We start from the raw sequence: 17,926 nt of genomic DNA, 5'->3' as shown, positions 1-17,926 counted from the left end.
TTTCTTTGGGCGGTGGGCATCGCGCTTAGGCGCGGTGCCCACTTTTTATGCCCGCCAGAAAGAGGTCAATGATCTTTTCCTGAATATCCGGCTGGTAGGTCTCGATATCAACCTCGCGGGGTCGTGCCAGGCTCAACAGTCCCACAATGAATTCGAGGTGGGTGACGCCGGGGCCAATCTCGCCTTGCTCTTGGCCCAGCTCAATAAACCGTCGGCCGTTGCGCTCTAGGAGGTCGCGCTGGGCGGTTAATTCAGGGCTCAGAGAGTCCAAATCCTGCGGGACGAACGCTGGAATAAGGGTGTTCAGTCCCATGGTCAGGATATGAGTGGCGTAGGTCCGGACGTAGTCTTTCCCGGAATGGGTAGAGTTCTCAAAGTCCGCGATGAGGCGCTGTTGAAACTTGGCAAAGGCATCACCCATATATTCCGCGCACGCGCGGATGAGGCTCGCACGGTTGGGGAAGTTGCGATAGACCGTAGCCACACTTACGCCAGCCTGCGTAGCCACCTTTTCCAAAGCGACATCATCGCCGTGGGTACGAAAGAGCTGGCATGCCGCAGCGATAATGGCGGTGCGGCGGTGAAGGGCATCTGCGCGCATGGAGTTCTTTTTAGCACTCCACCTGCGAAACGCTAAAGCCCATGGTCTTGGCCAATCCGCCCAGGGAGGTCTCCTTGTACTTGGAGAGCATATCCCGGCCGGTTTCAGCCATGGTTTGTACCGCATTATCCAAGGTCACGTGGTGAGTGCCTTCGCCCATTTTGGCCATGCGCGCGGCGTTGATGGACTTTACCGCGCCAATGGCATTGCGCTCGATGCACGGAATCTGCACCAATCCGCCCACTGGGTCGCAGGTAAGGCCCAAATTATGCTCCAAAGCAATCTCCGCGGCGTTTTCCACCTGCGCCGGGGCTGCTCCCAGCAGCTCTGCCATGCCTGCGGCGGCCATAGCGGAGGCGGAACCCACCTCGCCTTGGCACCCGACCTCGGCACCAGAGATAGACGCGTTTTCCTTGATAATCATGCCGATGGCACCGGCAGTCAATAGGTACCGACGGGCAGTCGAACGGGTGAAGTCTGCGCGGAAATCGCGCGCATAATGCAGTACTGCTGGAATGATGCCGCATGCGCCGTTGGTAGGTGCAGTAATGACGCGGCCACCGGCAGCGTTTTGCTCATTAACCGCTAGGGCGTACAGGTTAACCCACTCCATGGCGGAGAAACCGCAGCTGGTATCGTCCTGGTTTTCTAGCAACTGGGCATACATCTTCGGGGCACGGCGTGCCACACGCAGGCCACCTGGAAGAAGGCCCTTGGTGGAAATACCCTCAGTCACACACTCACGCATGATGTCCCAGACCAGATCAAGGTGGCGCAGAACGTATTCCGCGCCGCCTTCATCGCGGTGCAAGGCCTCCTCGTTGGCAAGGACGAGCTCCCAAATTGCTTTGTCATGCGCCTCGCAGAGGTTGAGCAGTTCTTCGCCCGTGGTGAACTCATAGGGAACGGAGTCATCTACCTGGGCGGCGGCTACGCCGGCGGGAACCTCATGGCTCTCGGCGACTTCCGCATCGAGCTCGGCGCGGGAGAGGATAAAGCCGCCGCCGACAGAAAAGTACTCTTTCTTTTCTGCGAGCAGGTTTCCGCTGTCATCCCAGGCGCTAAAAATCATGCCATTCGGGTGCTGGGGCAGCGGTTCATTATCAAAGACGATCTCATAGTCCACCGTGCCCCGGGGACCAGAAATAGTTCCTTCGCTGGGGATAAAGCCGCCCGCGTGAGGTTCGGCGTCGATAGGCACGCTTAGCGGATCCCAGCCAGCGAGCCCAAGGATAACGGCGCGATCGGAAGCGTGGCCACGGCCAGTGGCGGAAAGCGAGCCGCGCAACTCCGTATAGACCTTAGCTGGGTGCTTCTCTAGGGAATCGAGGAATTGCTTAGCCGCGCGCATGGGCCCGACGGTGTGCGAAGAGGAAGGGCCAATGCCGATGGAGAAGATGTCCGTGACGCTAATTGTCATAGTTAAGCTGTGCCGAACCTTTCTGAAGGGATAGCTATAGGGTGCTTGCTGTGCCGTTATTGGGGTCAAGCTGGACCCAAAGGGTAGAGGCAGATTTTATGTGACCAGGGTAGCGAAAGTCACACCTTCTATCAATCGCTGTCTATGCGTAGCGCTGCTCGCGTTGTGGCTTATTTGCCGTACCCATTCAGGAGCTTGTCGAGGGGGATGAAGTTCTCCTTTGCTAGCCGTACGGTGGAGCGGCCTCCCAACCCAGTGAGATCGCCGGCAATTCCTGGCACCCGGTCCCGCGGGGTAACGATCTGGTCAGCCAGCTGGATGGCTGAGCGCTCAATTCTGGAGGCAATGCGCTCGCCCTCCGGAGTGCCTAGGTCTTCTGCGGCCTGAAAAACACCCGTCGGCACGATGTTTGCGTGCAATTGGTTAAATAGCGGGCGGAGCGCGTAGTCCAAAATGAGGGCATGGCGCGAAGAACCGGCCGTCGCTGCGATGATGGTGGGAAGGTTGTCGAGGGCATGGGGCTCCAAGGTGTCAAAGAACATCTTGAAAAGGCCCGAATAGCTGCCTTGGAATACAGGGGTGACGGCGATGAGTCCATCGGCATCGGCAACTTGCTGCTTGGCTCGAGACAAAAGGGGCGTTTGCGCAGTCTGATCGGTCATGGCGGTAGCTAGTTCGAAAGCGAGATCGCGGACCTCAATGACATCGATTTCGGCTCCTTCACCGCGCGCGGAGATTTTGGCGCGGGTGGCTTCTGCGAGCATGTCCGCCAACCTGCGAGAGGAAGACGGCTGCGAAAGGCCAGCTGAGACAACGAGGAGGGAGCGCATAACTAGTTTTCCTTTCCTGGGCTGACCTGAAGGTGCGAAGGATGAGGCGCAGAGAGCAAGCTTGCGTGCGTCGGCGGGTCAGAAGGCACGTGGCTCGGACGGCGCTGCTCAAAGCGGCGTCGCAGCTCGGGGACAACCTGCGTGCCTAGGATTTCTATCTGTTGGAGGACTACTTCTTGGGGCAGTCCCGCGTGATCGATGAGGAATAGCTGGCGTTGGTAGTCACCGGCCCAGTCAGCGAAGCTGAGGGTCTTTTCAATTACCTGTTCCACGGTGCCAACGGTCAATGGAGTCTGCGCCGTGAAATCCTCGAGGCTTGGCCCGTGGCCATAGACTGGGGCGTTGTCGAAGTAGGGGCGGAAGAAGTCTTTAGCTTCTTGTTCGGTTTCGCCAATGAAGACTTGGCCGCCAAGTCCGACGATTGCTTGGTCCGCTTGACCATGGCCATAGCTTGCAAAGCGACGGCGGTAGAGGTCCACCAACTGAGCGGTGTGCTCCTTATTCCAGAAGATATTGTTGTGGAAGAAGCCATCGCCGTAGTACGCGGCTTGTTCAGCGATTTGCGGCGAACGAATGGAGCCGTGCCAGACAAAGGGCGGAATTCCATCCAGCGGTGCCGGAGTAGCGGTAAACCCTTCTAGTCCCGCGCGGAACTTTCCTTGCCAGTTAACAACCGGCTCACGCCAGAGCCTGCGCAGCAGGTGATAGTTCTCAATAGCCAAAGGAATACCCTGCTGGATGTCTTTGCCGAACCAGGGATAGACCGGGCCGGTATTTCCGCGGCCGAGCATGAGGTCTACGCGGCCTTCAGCAAGGTGCTGCAAAAAGGCATAGTCCTCTGCGATCTTTACTGGGTCATTGGTAGTAATCAGCGTGGTGGCAGTAGATAGCTGCAAGCGTTTCGTTTGCGCCGCGATATAGGCCAAGTGCGTTGTCGGAGAGGACGGCACGAAAGGTGGGTTGTGGTGTTCGCCGGTGGCAAAGACGTCAAGGCCAACCTCTTCGGCTTTCAACGCAATCTCCGTTAGATTGCGGATGCGCTCAGCTTCGTTGGGTGTCTTTCCTGAGATGGGGTCAGTAGTGAGATCCCCGATAGTGAAGATACCGAATTGCATGGTTGCCTTTCTATGCGGTGCACAGGAGTAAAGATAGACGCAGCGCCGGCTGCAAGAGAAGCCGGCTGCGGGAGAATTATTCCCATTCTAGGGCATCAAAAAGTGCCGGTAGATCGGCCGGTGCAACTAGGCGCAGGGGTCTCTCATTGACTTTGCCGTGTTCTGTGATGACCGCTGCGCAAGGGCGGTGCCCTTGACTATCGGTTTCTGAAAGAGCGTCCACCGTCTCCTGCACGCTTACTGCGCGGGCAAGAAAGATAGCGCGATCACTGGGTTCTTTGTATTCCACTATGTCCGCGATGTCCGCGGCATCGAGCTCGTGATTATCGCTGAGGTCTCTGGCTACCCATCGCGCAATAGTGTTGGTGGTTAGCAAAGCGGTGAATCGGCCCTCATCGTAGATCGGGATTTGGGAGAAGTCCTTATCCTTTATGACGCTAAATGCCTCCATGATTGATGTGGCAGACGTCAAGGTAAATACCTTTTGTGGCTGCAAAACCTGGAGTGTGTCGGGAGGGGACACCACTATGTCTCGGAGAGCCGAAATCTGCTTAACCACTGCCTCGTGCGGTTCTGCAATGGGCTCTGATTTGTAGTAGCGCCCGTGGGCAATTGCATTGCGTAGGTTGGAAAAATCTTTGAGTGCCTCGGCTTGCTTACTGGAAAGCACGTGCTTGTCTACTATCCACCAGAAGGAATCGGAGTTCTCAGCGTTGAGAGCCGAGCGCAAGTGTTGTTCTATGTCGTTGAATGCGGCCAGGAATGCAGTAGCTCGGTGCGCGGTCATATGGGCCAGTGTAGAGAAGGGGGCGTCGCCAAGCAGGGCGTTTGTCCAAGCCGCCTAATGGAAAATCCGCTAGCCCCGGCACAATGGCCGGTGTGGCTAGCGGATGAAATGGGGTGCTGAGGATATGCGGCGCTGAGCTATCCCTAGAAGACTACGCGCAGCACAGACACGGTAATGGCGGCGATGACTGCCGCGGCGGGCAGGGTGATGACCCACGCCAAAGCGATAGGCTTCATCAGGTTCCAGTTGGCTGCCTTGTTGACAATGCCCACGCCCAACACGGCGCCGATGAGGATGTGGGTGGAAGAAACCGGAAGGCCCAAGATCGATGAACCCATCACCACAGCGGCGGCGGCAAGCTCAGCAGCGAAGCCGGAGGAAGGGTGCATTTGGGTGAGGCCCGAGCCCACGGTCTGAATCACGAAGCGGCCGATGAACCACAAGCCAGAAATCAGGGCAACGCCCATGGCAATCATGACGGCTACCGGCACGGCAGCCTCATCGCTGACTTGGTCGGTCTTGAGGACGTCAATCACCGCAGCGAAGGGGCCAATGGCATTGGCGATGTCGTTGGAACCGTGGGAGAAGGCGAAGGCGGAAGCGGTAAATACCTGCATCCAAGAGAAGAGAAGGAAGGTGGACTTTGCCAGCGACTTCTTCTTCAGAGAGCGAGCAAAAATGAAGACGGCCATCCACACCACTGCGCCGACCATGCCCATGACCAACAGGTTTTGAAGGACGCTGAAATCAAGTCCGGTGTGCTTCAGACCCTTGAACATCACCATGGCGGAAATGATGATGGCACCGATGGCGGCTAGTACCGGTACCCAGCTCTCCAGAGCGCGATGAGCCTTGACATCATCCATGTCCTTGTTGAGGTTATACAGATCGCGGTAGTACTCAGATTCCAGCTGATCCGGATCAAAGTCTTCTTCTGCCACCAAGGCGGCGTCGCGGGCCATGGCGTTGGTGTAGCTGATTTGCTGAATTTCATTGAGTCGAGCAAAGCGAGACTTGTGCTCTTGGCGCAGCTCCGCACGACGGGTCTTGATTTCGCGCAGCTTCTTGTCTGCTTCCTCGTTGTAGACCAAGATTGAGGTCTTAATCCACTTGAAAAGGATGAACGCGGCGAGACCGCCGAGGACAGGGGAGAGCACCCACGAGATGGCAATGGTGCCAATTCCGCCCCACTGCACCATGTCCAAGCCGCCCTTGCCGGTGACGAAGCCGACGGTGAGCGCGGCGCCGACGATGCCGCCAACGATGGAGTGAGTGGTAGACACCGGCCAACCCATACGGGTGGCAACGAGGAGCCAGATGGCCGCACCCAAAAGGGACGACATCATGATGTAGACGAACTCCATGGGGTCGAGCCCATCGATGGCGTCAAGGTCGACGATGCCGGAACGCACGGTATCGGTAACCTCGCCGCCGGCGAGGATGGCGCCGGAGACCTCGAAGATGGCGGCGACGACGAGGGCCTGCTTCATGGACAGCGTCCCGGCACCTACGGAGGTGCCGAAGGAGTTGGCAACGTCATTGCCGCCAATATTGAAGGCCATGAAGAGAGCGAAGAGAATGGCAGTGCCAAGGAGAATGGGCTTAGAGCCATCGACGTAGTCGTGGCCCCAGATCATAAAACCGATGAGGGTAACGGCTGTGAGGCCGCCAAAGATGGCGTGCCAAATCCAGTCGTTGCCCTTGCCGTTGACGGCCTCAATGTCCGTCATGTGGGTGGTAGGGGTAGACACAGGAGGAACCTTTCAGGAAAGCGTGCACGAGAGGGATGACTGCGCTTCTCAGCGTGGTTAAGAGGATTCTCAAAGGAAATTCTTATGTAGAGAATGCACGCTCAGACTAAAGGCCCTAGGTGTCGGGAAAGTGAACTCAAGATGTGGAGTTCGTGAAAGCAATGTGGCTATTTGCGAACATAATGGCCGCCGCTTTAGGTGACGACCACGTTGAGAGTTTTAGCCGCGGTAGGCGCCGCGCTCCAGGGTGTCGCACTGGGACATCTTGCCAGAGTTATATCCGGCGAGGAATGCCTTCTCACGCTGTTCGGAGGAACCGTGCGTCCAGGAATCAGGCTGGACCTGGCCGCCGGAGCGGCGCTGGATATTGTCATCGCCCACCGCCTGGGCTGCCGCGACAGCGTCTGAGACCTGTTCCTTAGTAATCGGCTCGAGCAAGGGGTTATCGCCCTTGTCAGCGTAGGATGCCCACAGGCCTGCGTAGCAGTCAGCCTGGAGCTCGATCTTCACCGCGTTGGAATCGGCGCCTGGGTCGTTATAGTCCGACAGGCCGAGGGTACCCTCAAGGTTTTGAATGTGGTGGCCGAACTCGTGCGCCACGATGTACATGCGGGCCAAAGGGGCATTTTCCGCGCCGAAGTTGCGCAAGGAATCAAAGAACGCAGTGTCGAAATAGGCGGACTCATCGCGCGGGCAGTAGAAGGGGCCAGTAGAAGAAGACGCCGCGCCACAACCGGTATTAACGCCGCCGTGGAAGACCACGCGCTCCGGCTCGGTGTATTGGATATCTGCCTGTTCCGGCAAGACCTTGGACCAGACGTTATCCACGCTGCGACCGGTAAACTCTACGAGGCATTCATCCTTGGTATTGCCATCTTCTGCAGTTTCGCATTCGGGGCTTTCGCCCTGTGCAGCGCCGTCGGATTGGGTCTGCTCGCTGCCCAGAATTGAGCCCAAGTCTGAGGGATTGCCGCCCAAGAGGAGGAAAAGGCCTACTAGAACAATCGAGCCGACGCCACCGCCGATGGCGATACCACCGCCGCCACCACCCGAACGCGCTTCTTTGCCGCCGAAATCGGCACCTGATCTAAAAGTCATGCCTAAATAGTGCCACATGGTCCCCTCATACACTGGATGGAGATTGTTGCAAAGAGGCCGAAGGAGGGAAACGGGGGTTCTTCTGTGGCCTTCGGGGTTAGCTTGCGTCCACCTAACTGCGCTCCGCGTACCGGTAGGGATGTAGAATTGTGCGCGTTCCTAGTCTTGTGCTTGGTTTGGCGCGCGCTGTTTACGCGTGGCGGGACCCGCAAGTGACACAATTTTCAGAAGGGATTGAACAACAGTGCTGCGTACCCACTTAGCAGGTGAGCTCCGCAAAGAACTCGCAGGAGAGACCGTCACCCTAACCGGTTGGGTTTCCCGCCGCCGCGATCACGGTGGTGTGATCTTCATTGACCTGCGCGATCGCTCCGGCATCGCCCAGGTTGTCTTCCGTGAATCTGACGTGGCGGAGCGCGCCCACGACCTGCGTTCCGAATACTGCGTCAAGGTCACCGGTACCGTGGAGCCTCGCCCAGAAGGCTCGGAAAACCCCAACCTGCCGTCCGGTGAGATTGAGGTCAACGTCGCGGATCTTGAGGTTTTGAATAAGTCCGCAGCGCTGCCGTTCCAAATTGATGATCCTTCCACCTCGGGTGAGGTAGGCGAGGAGACTCGCCTGAAGTACCGCTACCTGGACCTGCGCCGCGAGCGCCAGGCACAGGCACTGCGCCTGCGTTCTGCAGCCAACCGCGCGGCCCGCAAGGTGCTGGATTCGCATGACTTTGCTGAGATCGAGACTCCAACCCTGACCCGTTCCACCCCGGAGGGTGCACGCGACTTCCTGGTTCCAGCACGCTTGAAGCCAGGCACCTGGTATGCACTGCCGCAGTCCCCACAGCTTTTCAAGCAGCTGCTCATGGTCTCCGGCATGGAGCGCTACTACCAGATCGCGCGTTGCTACCGCGATGAGGACTTCCGCGCTGACCGCCAGCCAGAGTTTACCCAGCTGGACGTGGAGATGTCCTTCGTAGACCAGGACGATGTCATCGCCTTGGCCGAAGAGATTGTCACCGAGCTGTGGAAGCTCATCGGCTACGAGATCAAGACTCCGATCCCGCGCATGACCTACGCCGATGCGATGAAGTACTACGGTTCCGATAAGCCGGACCTGCGCTTTGACATCAAGATTGTAGAGTGCACCGAGTTCTTCAAGGACACCACCTTCCGCGTCTTCCAGAACGAATACGTCGGCGCCGTGGTCATGGAGGGCGGCGCCTCCCAGCCACGCCGTCAGTTTGATGCTTGGCAGGATTGGGCTAAGCAGCGTGGCGCCAAGGGTCTGGCCTACATCACCGTGGGCGAGGACGGCACCTTGGGCGGTCCGGTAGCTAAGAACATTACCGACGCCGAGCGCGAGGGCATTGCAGAGCACGTCGGCGCTAAGCCGGGCGACGCCATCTTCTTTGCCGCCGGTGACACCAAGTCTTCCCGCGCCCTCCTGGGCGCTGCCCGTGGCGAGATTGCCAAGAAGCTGGACCTTATCAAGGAAGGCGACTGGGCCTTTACCTGGGTTGTAGACGCTCCGCTCTTTGAGCCTTCCGCTGATGCGACCGCTTCTGGTGACGTCGCCTTGGGCCACTCCAAGTGGACCGCGGTTCACCACGCCTTTACCTCTCCGAAGCCGGAGTACCTGGACAACTTTGACCAGAACCCGGGCGAGGCGCTGGCGTACGCCTATGACATTGTCTGCAACGGCAATGAGATCGGCGGCGGCTCCATCCGTATCCACCAGCAGGACGTGCAGAAGCGCGTCTTCGACGTCATGGGAATTGGTGACGAGGAGGCTCAGGAGAAGTTCGGCTTCCTGCTCGATGCTTTCCAGTATGGCGCCCCACCACACGGCGGCATCGCCTTCGGCTGGGACCGCATCGTCTCCCTGTTGGGCGGCTTCGACTCCATCCGCGACGTCATTGCGTTCCCGAAGTCCGGCGGCGGAGTGGATCCGCTTACCGACGCCCCTGCGGCAATCCCTGCCGCACAGCGTAAGGAGACCGGCGTAGACTACAAGCCGGAAAAGAAGAAGGAACAGGAAAAGTCTGGTTCCACTGCGGGTGAAACCGCTGAGGAGAAGTAAGCAGAAGGCTTAAACCTCAGCCTTTCAGGCGCACCGTGCGGGGCACATCGTAGTCCGCGGCAATTTCGCTGCGGGCGAACTTGTGACCCCGCTTTGGTGTGAGGGGGCATACTGGATAGAACTATGGTTGATAACGAAGCTGTGCTATCACCCGAGGACGTCATCAAGGCCGCCTCGGAGATGCTGTCGCGCCGTTTTGGTGGGACCCCGGAGATGTCGAGCGTGGAGCGCTTGGACGGTTCCGGCAATGCAATGGTCCTGCGCGCCAGGATTGCCCCCGGAGCCTTCCTGCCGCACCGCTCGGTAGTCATTAAGTACAACCCGGTCACCGGCTATGGCGTCGACGATGCCGCGATGCTGCGCGAGGTGGTGGCTTATCAGTTCACCACCGCGTTATCTGAGGACGTGCGCCCCGGACCCGTACTTCTTGCCCACGATCTGGAGCAGCGCATTATCGTGTTGACGGACTTGGGTGAGGGCGAAACGCTTGCCGACGTCCTTGTACAGTCCACCGATGATGATCGCGTGCGGGTGCTGCGCTCACTGGGCAGTGCGTTGGGGCACATGCACGCTGGAACCGCGGGCCACGAGCAAGATTATGAAACCCTGCTCAATAGGATGCTGCGCAAGAATCCGGACTTGGCCCCGCACCAGTCCGTGCGCGATGAGGCGCTGGAGCGCTCCATTGGCATCGGGCTCGACTTGCTGGATAAAGCCGGGCTGGAGGCACCGGCCAGCTTCCGGGATCTTGCGGGTCAAGCCGCACGCTCCCTGGCATCCGGCAAGGACCGAGCCTTTACTCCCTTCGACCTTTCACCGGATAACATCATTGTGTCCCAGCGCCTGCACTTCTTGGACTATGAATGGGCAGGGTTCCGCAATGTTGGCTTCGACGTAGCCTGCGTTATCGCCGGATTCCCACAGTTCCTCTTCTCCAAGCCGATTACGGACGAAGAGGCAGATATCTTCATCTCTGCTTGGTCTCGTGCCGTATCTGAGGTGTGGCCGCTATTTTCCAATGCGGACGAAATCCACGGCCTGATCGTGGCGTCGCTCATCGGTTGGGCGCTATCGAGCGTGACCACGATGCACGCCGGCGGCATTGAAGGTCTGGTTGCGCTTGCCAGGGGAGAAGCCGAGGTCGTCCACGATCCGCAGCGCTCCATCTTGCGCCCTGCTGACCACGGTCCGTTCACGGAAGATGAATTGCTCGTGCGCCGCGACCTCTATGAAACCTTTGAGGCGCTATCCCGGTATGCCGCGCGCTGCGATGGCCCCGCCTGCGCGCCCATCGCGGAATTTGGCAGCGCCATTGCGCGCCGCTTGGATGACGAATAGACAATCACGATGTGCCCGCACGCTTTTAGGAGGTAGCTTTCCAGTGTCTCAAGACTCATTATTTGGCGGGCCCACTCCGGACCGCAGCGCGTCGCCGCTGCCGGGGAAGAACCTTTTTGCCACCCACGCTGGGTCCCCACTGGCGGCGCGCATGCGTCCCCAAAACCTCGATGAAGTGGTCGGACAAGACCATCTGCTGGCGCCCGGCAAGCCATTGCGCCGCCTCGTGGAAGGATCAGGAGAGGCCTCCGTCATCTTGTACGGGCCGCCGGGCACCGGCAAGACCACCATTGCCTCGCTCATCGCCAGCCAAATGGGGCAGAACTTCGTGGGCCTTTCCGCGCTTGATTCGGGCGTCAAGCAGGTCCGCGAGGTCATCACCCACGCCCGGCAAGAGCTCATTCATGGCCGGCGCACGGTGCTGTTCATTGATGAGGTACACCGATTTTCCAAAACCCAGCAGGACGCACTCCTCGCAGCCGTGGAAAACCGCACGGTACTGCTCGTCGCGGCAACGACGGAAAACCCTTCCTTCTCCGTCGTCGCGCCGCTTTTGTCTCGTTCGCTGCTGTTGCAGCTGCATTCGCTCAGCGACGATGACTTGAGGGGCGTCGCCAAGCGCGCGCTAGAAAGCGACCGTGGCCTAGGCGAGCGCAAGATTCGGATTACCGATGAAGCCTTGGACCAGTTGGTACTCCTCGCCGGCGGCGATGCGCGGCGCACGCTGACCTATCTCGAGGCCGCGGCAGAGGCGGTTGACGATGGCGGGGAGATTACCCCACAAACGGTCACGGACAACGTCAATAAGGCGGTGGTGCGCTACGACCGCGACGGCGACCAACACTACGACGTGGTTTCCGCGTTCATTAAGTCCATTCGCGGCTCCGATGTCGACGCTGCGCTGCATTATCTCGCCCGCATGGTAGAAGCCGGGGAGGACCCGCGCTTTATCGCCCGGCGGCTCATCGTGCACGCCTCCGAGGACATCGGCATGGCCGATCCCACCGCGCTCCAGGTGGCCGTGGCGGCGGCCGAGGCCGCTCAGCTCATTGGCATGCCAGAAGCCCGAATTCCGCTGGCGCAGGCCACCATTCACCTGGCCACCGCGCCAAAATCGCCCTCGGTCATCTCTGCCATCACGCAGGCCCAAGCCGATGTAGCCGCCGGCAAGGTGGGCCACGTGCCACCGCACCTGCGCGATGGGCACTACGAGGGTGCCAAGCGGATGGGAAATGCCGTGGGCTATGTCTACCCCCACGATGATCCCCGCGGCGTTGTAGAGCAGCAGTACCTGCCCGATGAGCTGGAGGGTTCGGTTTACTATGAACCCACCGATCACGGGGCTGAGAAGCGAGTTTATGACTATATAGGCCGCTTGCGCAGCATTATTCGTGGCAAGCGTGGTCCAGGCAAAAACGTTCGCCGGCCGCGCTGATCCCCACCGATGGGAAATCGCTGTGCAGCGAAGGGTAGAGTTGGGCGGGTTAGAAACTTCTTGATAGAAGATGAAAGCTCAGACAGTTAGGATTGTTGCTCGTGAAGACTCATGAGATCCGGGAACGGTTTACCCAGCACTTCGTCAATTCTGGTCACGAGGCAGTACCAAGCGCCTCGCTGATCCTGGATGACCCTAACCTGCTTTTCGTTAATGCCGGCATGGTTCCGTTTAAGCCCTACTTCCTAGGCCAGCAGAACCCGCCCTTTGCCAAGGGCCTTGCCACTTCCATCCAAAAGTGCGTGCGCACCTTGGACATTGATGAGGTGGGCATTACCACCCGCCACAACACCTTCTTCCAGATGGCCGGAAACTTCTCCTTTGGTCAGTACTTCAAGGAAGGCGCCATTACCAACGCCTGGACCTTGCTTACCGGCTCCGTTGAGGAGGGCGGCTTTGGCCTAGACCCAGAGCGCTTGTGGGTTACGGTCTACCTCGATGATGATGAGGCCGCCGAAATTTGGCGCGACAAGATCGGAGTTCCAGAAGAGCGCATTCAGCGCCTCGGCATGGAGGACAACTACTGGTCCATGGGTATCCCAGGACCCTGTGGCCCGTGCTCCGAGATTTATTATGACCGCGGTCCTGAGTACGGCAAGGACGGCGGCCCGATTGCCGATGACAACCGCTACATGGAGATCTGGAACTTGGTCTTCATGCAAAATGAACGCGGTGAGGGCATTGGCAAGGGCAACTTTGAGATCGTTGGAGAGTTGCCCAAGAAGAACATCGATACCGGCCTGGGCATCGAGCGCGTGGCCTGCATTTTGCAGGACGTAGACAACGTCTATGAAACGGACCTGCTGCGCCCAGTCATTGACGTAGCCGAGGAGCTTACCGGTGCCACCTATGGTGACAAGGCCTCCCACGAGGACAATATCCGCTTCCGCGTGGTAGCTGACCACTCCCGTACCGGCATGATGCTCATCCTGGATGGCGTGACCCCGGGCAACGAGGGCCGCGGGTACATCCTGCGCCGTCTGCTGCGTCGCATTATCCGTTCCGCCAAGCTGCTGGGCGCTAAGGGCGCGACTATGGAGCGCTTCATGAATACGGTCATGGACACCATGACCCCGTCTTACCCGGAGATTGCAGACAACCGTGAGCGCATCCTGCGCGTTGCCGTGAATGAGGAAAAGGCCTTCCTGAAGACCCTCGAGTCCGGCACCCGCCTCTTCGATGATGCCGTCCAGGAGCTCAAGTCCACCTCCCGCGCGAAGACCGCAAAGGTCCTGCCAGGCGAGAAGGCCTTTGAGCTGCACGATACCTACGGTTTCCCTATCGACTTGACCTTGGAGATGGCCCAGGAGGCTGGTCTTGAGGTCGACATGGATGGCTTTAACGACGCCATGGGCGAGCAGCGCCGCCGCGCCAAGGCCGATAATCAGGCCAAGAAGCACGGCCACACTGACCTTTCCCTCTACCGCGACTGGGTGGACAATAACCCCACCGTCTTCACTGGCTTTGAGGAGCTTACTTCCGACGCCCGCGTGATCGGCCTCGTCCGCGGCGGCGAGAAGGTCGACCAGGTACGCGAGGGCGAGCAGGTTGAGGTCATCTTGGACCACACCCCGCTATACGCCGAAGCTGGCGGCCAGATGGCAGACCGCGGCCGCATCATGGCCGGCGAATCCCTCCTTGAGGTCAACGACGTTCAAAAGATCGGTAAGAAGCTGTGGGTACACAAGGCGACGGTTACTGCCGGCGGCCTTGACTTGGGCATGTCCGTTGAGGCGGCCGTCGACGAGCAGTGGCGCCACGGTGCTACCCAGGCACACTCTGCTACGCACCTCATTCACGCCGCACTGCGCCAGGTGCTTGGCCCCACCGCCGTCCAGGCCGGCTCCATGAACCGTCCGGGCTACCTGCGCTTTGACTTCAACTACACCGAGCAGCTCAGCCAGGCACAGTTGGAAGAGATTGCTTTGATTACCAACCAGGCAATCGACTCCAACTTTGCCGTGAACACCATTGAGACCTCCCTGGAGGAGGCCAAGGCCATGGGCGCTATGGCACTATTCGGTGAGAACTACGGCAAGGAGGTCCGCGTAGTAGAAATCGGCGGACCGTTCTCCATCGAGCTGTGCGGTGGTACCCACGTTGGTTCCTCCGCTGAAATCGGACCGGTGTCCGTGCTGGGTGAGTCCTCCGTTGGCTCTGGTGCTCGCCGTATCGAGGCCTACTCCGGTTTGGATGCCTTCCGTTACTACTCCAAGGAAACCGCCTTGGTAGAGGGCGTTTCCCGCGAGCTGAAGGTGCAGACCGAGGATCTGCCAGAGCGCATCGCGCAGCTGTCTGAAAAACTCAAGGCAGCGGAGAAGGAAATTGAAACCCTGCGCAAGCAGCAGCTGGCTGCGCGTGCTTCCGAGTTCGTCAGCGCAGCTAAGGACATCAATGGTTTCAAGGTCATTGCGCTGACCTTGCCAGAAGGCACCACCGGTGGCGACCTGCGCACCGTTGCAACGGACCTGCGCAACCGCCTGCGCGAAGAAGAAGCCGTCATCGTCCTGGGCGCCGAAGACAAGGGCAAGTTCCCATTCATCGCGGCAGCCACGGACAAGGCTGTTGGCCGCGGCGTAAAGTCCGGCGACATCGTCAAGGAGTTTGGACAGTACGTCGACGGCCGCGGTGGCGGAAAGCCGGATATGGCCCAGGGCTCTGGCTCTACTGCGGCCGGCGCTGAGCGCGGCTTTGAAGCTGTCAAGGACATGCTCGAGTCCCTGTAGGAGTTCGACCGTGGCAAAAGTGGAACCAGATAGCCCCGGAGTTGATGACCCGGGGCAGGGCCGCCGGCTCGCGCTCGATGTCGGTACGGTGCGCATTGGTGTGGCAGTGTCCAATAGGGAAGCAACGCTTGCCACTCCAGTGGAGACCGTGCGCCGAGAAACCGGGTTCAAAGACCGCGATAAGGGCGATATTGACCGCATCCTGGAGCTCATTGATTCCTATGATGCAGTTGAAGTTGTCGTTGGCCTGCCACGGGACTTGCAGGGAAATGGCTCCAAAAGCGTAAAACACGCTAAAGAAATTGCGTTTCGGATCCGCCGTCGGTTGAATCGAGATGCAAATATAGATAAAGTTCCACCACCAGTACGTTTGGCTGATGAGCGTCTGACTACCGTGGCAGCGACCACCGCGCTGCGCGCGTCCGGCGTGTCCGAGAAGAAGGGCCGTAAAGTCATCGACCAAGCAGCAGCGGTGGAGATATTGCAGACTTGGTTGGATGGGCGCGCGAGCGCGCTACGATCCCATGATGCAATAGACCAGCCTTCAGACTCAGGAGACTAAAACACGTGAGCCGTAATCAAGAACGCCTCGGCCGATCGATGGAGCCGAAATACGTCAAGCGCCGCCAGCGCGGCATTGCCGTTGTTATTGCGTCGATCATCGTCATCCTTGGCGCCCTTATCTACATCGGATTCCGACTCGGCAATACCTCCGCCGATTATGAAGGAACCGGCAACGGTACCACCCAGCTGGTGGAGGTGCCGGAAGGCTCGTCCATGTCCGAGCTCGGACCTGCATTGGTAGAAAAGAATGTGGTGAAGACGCAGGACGCTTTCGATTCTGCTGCGTCGATGAACCACGGCGCGAGCCAAATCCAGCCGGGCTTCTATCGTCTGCAGGAAGAAATGAGCGCGGACGCGGCAGTCGAGGCACTGCTGGATGAGAATAACCGCGTGGACATGCTCGAGGTCCAAGGTGGCGCCACCTTGGAGGACGTCAAGGTTGTGGGCGGAGACGTCCGCTACGGCATTTACTCCCTGATTTCTGAGGTCAGCTGCAACGATGGCAACTGCCTGAAGAAGGAGGACTTGGAAAAGGTTGCGGCGGAAACCGACCCTGCCGAGCTGGGCGCACCGGAGTGGGCCTTGGACGCCATCAATAAGCGCGGCAATGATCCCAAGCGCATTGAGGGCCTTATTGCCCCAGGCCAGTATGTCCTCGACCCCAACATGGAGGCCAAGGATATCCTCAAGGACCTCATCACCCGCTCCACCAAGCGCTACAACGAGACCAATATCGAGGAACGCGCCCAGGCTATCGGCTTGAGCCCTTATGAACTGCTCACCTCCGCTTCCTTGGTGGAGCGCGAGGCTCCGGCGGGCGAGTTCGATAAGGTTGCCCGCGTTATCCTCAACCGCTTGGACGAGCCAATGCGCCTGGAGTTTGACTCCACCGTGAACTACGGCTTGGAAGACGTTGAGCTGGCCACCACCGACGAGGCCCGCGGCGAAAAGACCCCATGGAATACCTACGCGAAGGAAGGCCTACCAGATACCCCGATTGCTTCTCCTTCGGACGATGCAATCAAGGCCATGGAAGAACCGGCTGAGGGCAACTGGAAGTTCTTCGTCACCGTGGACGAGGAGGGCACTACCGTCTTCTCCGACACCTACGATGAGCACTTGGGCCGCGTTGATGATGCCATCCGCTCCGGCGTGCTTGACTCCAAGCGCGAAGGCGAGGGCGCTGGTTCCGGCAACGGCGACGCCGCTGCCGAGCAGCCCGCCGAGTAGAGTCGCGACAACCACAAAGAGGTAGAAACACCATGCCACGTGCGGCGGTCCTTGGTAGCCCCATCAAGCACTCCTTGTCTCCGGTGCTTCACAATGCTGGCTACGAGGCCGCCGGGCTGGCCGGTTGGGACTACACCCGCTGTGAAACCTCGGCGGAGGGGCTGCCGGAATTGGTGGCGGCAAGCGACTCAGAGTTTGCTGGTTTCTCCGTGACCATGCCCGGCAAGTTTGCCGCCCTCCGCTTTGCGGATACCGTAAGCGACCGGGCCCAACTGATAGGCTCAGCAAACACCTTGGTGCGCAGGGCTGATGGGTGGTATGCGGACAATACCGATACCGAGGGCGTACGCGGTGCGCTCGGCGAACTTCTGGGGGATGGCCCAGCAGCCCATGCGCTGCTCATTGGTGCTGGCGGCACCGCCCGTCCAGCGTTGTGGGCGCTGTCCGAGCGCGGGGTGAAAAAGGTTACGGTCCTCAACCGTTCCGACCGCAGCGCCGAACTGTTGCCGCTCGCCCAGAAATTAGGGCTGGAACTTTCCTTTGTCAGTTTCGACGGGGACTTATCCGCGCTGGCTCGCGCTGCCGATGTCATTGTGTCCACCGTTCCAGCCGCGGCGGTGGAAGACTATGTCTTTGACCTCGCCCACGCACCGGTGCTGGACGTCATCTATGATCCCTGGCCCACACCGCTGACCTCGTGCGCGGCGGCCAATGGCTACAAGACCGTGGGCGGGCATGTCATGCTCGCGCACCAAGCATTTAGCCAGTTCGAGCAATTTACCGGGGTGGCCGCCCCGCGGGAAGACATGCTGAAGGCATTGAACCAGGAGCTGCAGAAGCGGTCGCAGACGACTAAGTAGGAGGGGCGTCGGCAAGCGCGGCCTGCAACCCCCG

Annotated in this window: 14 protein-coding genes; 7 read left to right on the top strand and 7 right to left on the bottom strand. The window is 59.4% G+C overall.

The genetic code is table 11. The features are described 5' to 3' along the window. Nucleotides 1–25: 25 nt before the first annotated feature. From ACKFRX_RS07325 to ACKFRX_RS07295, 7 genes are all read right to left on the bottom strand, one after another. A complete protein-coding gene (locus ACKFRX_RS07325; RefSeq protein WP_005324963.1) occupies nt 26–601 on the bottom strand; it encodes a TetR/AcrR family transcriptional regulator in 576 nt (191 codons plus the stop codon). 10 nt (nt 602–611) lie between these two features. Further along, the gene (locus tag ACKFRX_RS07320; RefSeq protein ID WP_408927596.1) at nt 612–2,021 is read right to left on the bottom strand and encodes an L-serine ammonia-lyase; all 1,410 of its coding nucleotides are present in this window, start codon (nt 2,019–2,021) and stop codon (nt 612–614) included. Nucleotides 2,022–2,191: 170 nt separating this feature from the next. Further along, nucleotides 2,192–2,851 carry an FMN reductase gene (locus ACKFRX_RS07315; RefSeq protein WP_005324961.1) on the bottom strand — a complete coding sequence of 220 codons (660 nt, stop codon included), beginning with the start codon at nt 2,849–2,851 and terminating at the stop codon, nt 2,192–2,194. A gap of 2 nt (nt 2,852–2,853) precedes the next feature. Next, nucleotides 2,854–3,966, bottom strand: coding sequence for an LLM class flavin-dependent oxidoreductase (locus ACKFRX_RS07310; protein ID WP_408927595.1), 1,113 nt, complete (start codon nt 3,964–3,966; stop codon nt 2,854–2,856). 76 nt (nt 3,967–4,042) lie between these two features. Continuing rightward, nucleotides 4,043–4,753 carry a hypothetical protein gene (locus tag ACKFRX_RS07305; protein ID WP_408927594.1) on the bottom strand — a complete coding sequence of 237 codons (711 nt, stop codon included), beginning with the start codon at nt 4,751–4,753 and terminating at the stop codon, nt 4,043–4,045. A gap of 143 nt (nt 4,754–4,896) precedes the next feature. Further along, nucleotides 4,897–6,483 carry an inorganic phosphate transporter gene (locus ACKFRX_RS07300; RefSeq protein WP_408928274.1) on the bottom strand — a complete coding sequence of 529 codons (1,587 nt, stop codon included), beginning with the start codon at nt 6,481–6,483 and terminating at the stop codon, nt 4,897–4,899. A 240-nt stretch (nt 6,484–6,723) separates the two neighbouring features. Next, nucleotides 6,724–7,602: a neutral zinc metallopeptidase gene (locus tag ACKFRX_RS07295; protein WP_040425308.1), complete on the bottom strand. Its 879-nt coding sequence runs from the start codon at nt 7,600–7,602 to the stop codon at nt 6,724–6,726. Nucleotides 7,603–7,846: 244 nt separating this feature from the next. Here ACKFRX_RS07295 and aspS point away from each other — a divergent pair, with 244 nt between their 5' ends. From aspS to ACKFRX_RS07260, 7 genes are all read left to right on the top strand, one after another. Continuing rightward, nucleotides 7,847–9,679, top strand: a complete 1,833-nt coding sequence (gene aspS, locus ACKFRX_RS07290; protein WP_250410609.1) for an aspartate--tRNA ligase — start codon at nt 7,847–7,849, stop codon at nt 9,677–9,679. A 123-nt stretch (nt 9,680–9,802) separates the two neighbouring features. Next, nucleotides 9,803–11,017, top strand: a complete 1,215-nt coding sequence (locus ACKFRX_RS07285; RefSeq protein WP_250410607.1) for a phosphotransferase — start codon at nt 9,803–9,805, stop codon at nt 11,015–11,017. A 43-nt stretch (nt 11,018–11,060) separates the two neighbouring features. Then, nucleotides 11,061–12,452, top strand: coding sequence for an AAA family ATPase (locus tag ACKFRX_RS07280; protein ID WP_250408466.1), 1,392 nt, complete (start codon nt 11,061–11,063; stop codon nt 12,450–12,452). A 101-nt stretch (nt 12,453–12,553) separates the two neighbouring features. Further along, nucleotides 12,554–15,238 carry an alanine--tRNA ligase gene (gene alaS, locus ACKFRX_RS07275; protein ID WP_408927593.1) on the top strand — a complete coding sequence of 895 codons (2,685 nt, stop codon included), beginning with the start codon at nt 12,554–12,556 and terminating at the stop codon, nt 15,236–15,238. Between the two features lie 10 nt (nt 15,239–15,248). Next, nucleotides 15,249–15,800: a Holliday junction resolvase RuvX gene (ruvX, locus tag ACKFRX_RS07270; protein WP_005328491.1), complete on the top strand. Its 552-nt coding sequence runs from the start codon at nt 15,249–15,251 to the stop codon at nt 15,798–15,800. A gap of 38 nt (nt 15,801–15,838) precedes the next feature. Next, nucleotides 15,839–17,032, top strand: a complete 1,194-nt coding sequence (gene mltG / locus ACKFRX_RS07265) for an endolytic transglycosylase MltG (protein WP_179387570.1) — start codon at nt 15,839–15,841, stop codon at nt 17,030–17,032. 32 nt (nt 17,033–17,064) lie between these two features. Then, nucleotides 17,065–17,892, top strand: coding sequence for a shikimate dehydrogenase (locus tag ACKFRX_RS07260; protein WP_408919934.1), 828 nt, complete (start codon nt 17,065–17,067; stop codon nt 17,890–17,892). The last annotated feature ends 34 nt before the right edge of the window (nt 17,893–17,926 follow it).

The sequence above is a fragment of the Corynebacterium tuberculostearicum genome, assembly GCF_046097465.1.
In the GTDB taxonomy this organism is placed as follows: Bacteria; Actinomycetota; Actinomycetes; order Mycobacteriales; family Mycobacteriaceae; genus Corynebacterium; species Corynebacterium tuberculostearicum_I.
This window is presented reverse-complemented; position numbering and strand designations above follow the sequence as displayed.

Bases quoted from the DNA above. Each gene is read 5' to 3' on its own strand.
- ACKFRX_RS07325 (WP_005324963.1), bottom strand. From the start codon at position 601: ATGCGCGCAGATGCCCTTCACCGCCGCACCGCCATTATCGCTGCGGCA.
- ACKFRX_RS07320 (WP_408927596.1), bottom strand. From the start codon at position 2,021: ATGACAATTAGCGTCACGGACATCTTCTCCATCGGCATTGGCCCTTCC.
- ACKFRX_RS07315 (WP_005324961.1), bottom strand. From the start codon at position 2,851: ATGCGCTCCCTCCTCGTTGTCTCAGCTGGCCTTTCGCAGCCGTCTTCC.
- ACKFRX_RS07310 (WP_408927595.1), bottom strand. From the start codon at position 3,966: ATGCAATTCGGTATCTTCACTATCGGGGATCTCACTACTGACCCCATC.
- ACKFRX_RS07305 (WP_408927594.1), bottom strand. From the start codon at position 4,753: ATGACCGCGCACCGAGCTACTGCATTCCTGGCCGCATTCAACGACATA.
- ACKFRX_RS07300 (WP_408928274.1), bottom strand. From the start codon at position 6,483: ATGACGGACATTGAGGCCGTCAACGGCAAGGGCAACGACTGGATTTGG.
- ACKFRX_RS07295 (WP_040425308.1), bottom strand. From the start codon at position 7,602: ATGACTTTTAGATCAGGTGCCGATTTCGGCGGCAAAGAAGCGCGTTCG.
- ACKFRX_RS07285 (WP_250410607.1), top strand. From the start codon at position 9,803: ATGGTTGATAACGAAGCTGTGCTATCACCCGAGGACGTCATCAAGGCC.
- mltG (WP_179387570.1), top strand. From the start codon at position 15,839: ATGGAGCCGAAATACGTCAAGCGCCGCCAGCGCGGCATTGCCGTTGTT.
- ACKFRX_RS07260 (WP_408919934.1), top strand. From the start codon at position 17,065: ATGCCACGTGCGGCGGTCCTTGGTAGCCCCATCAAGCACTCCTTGTCT.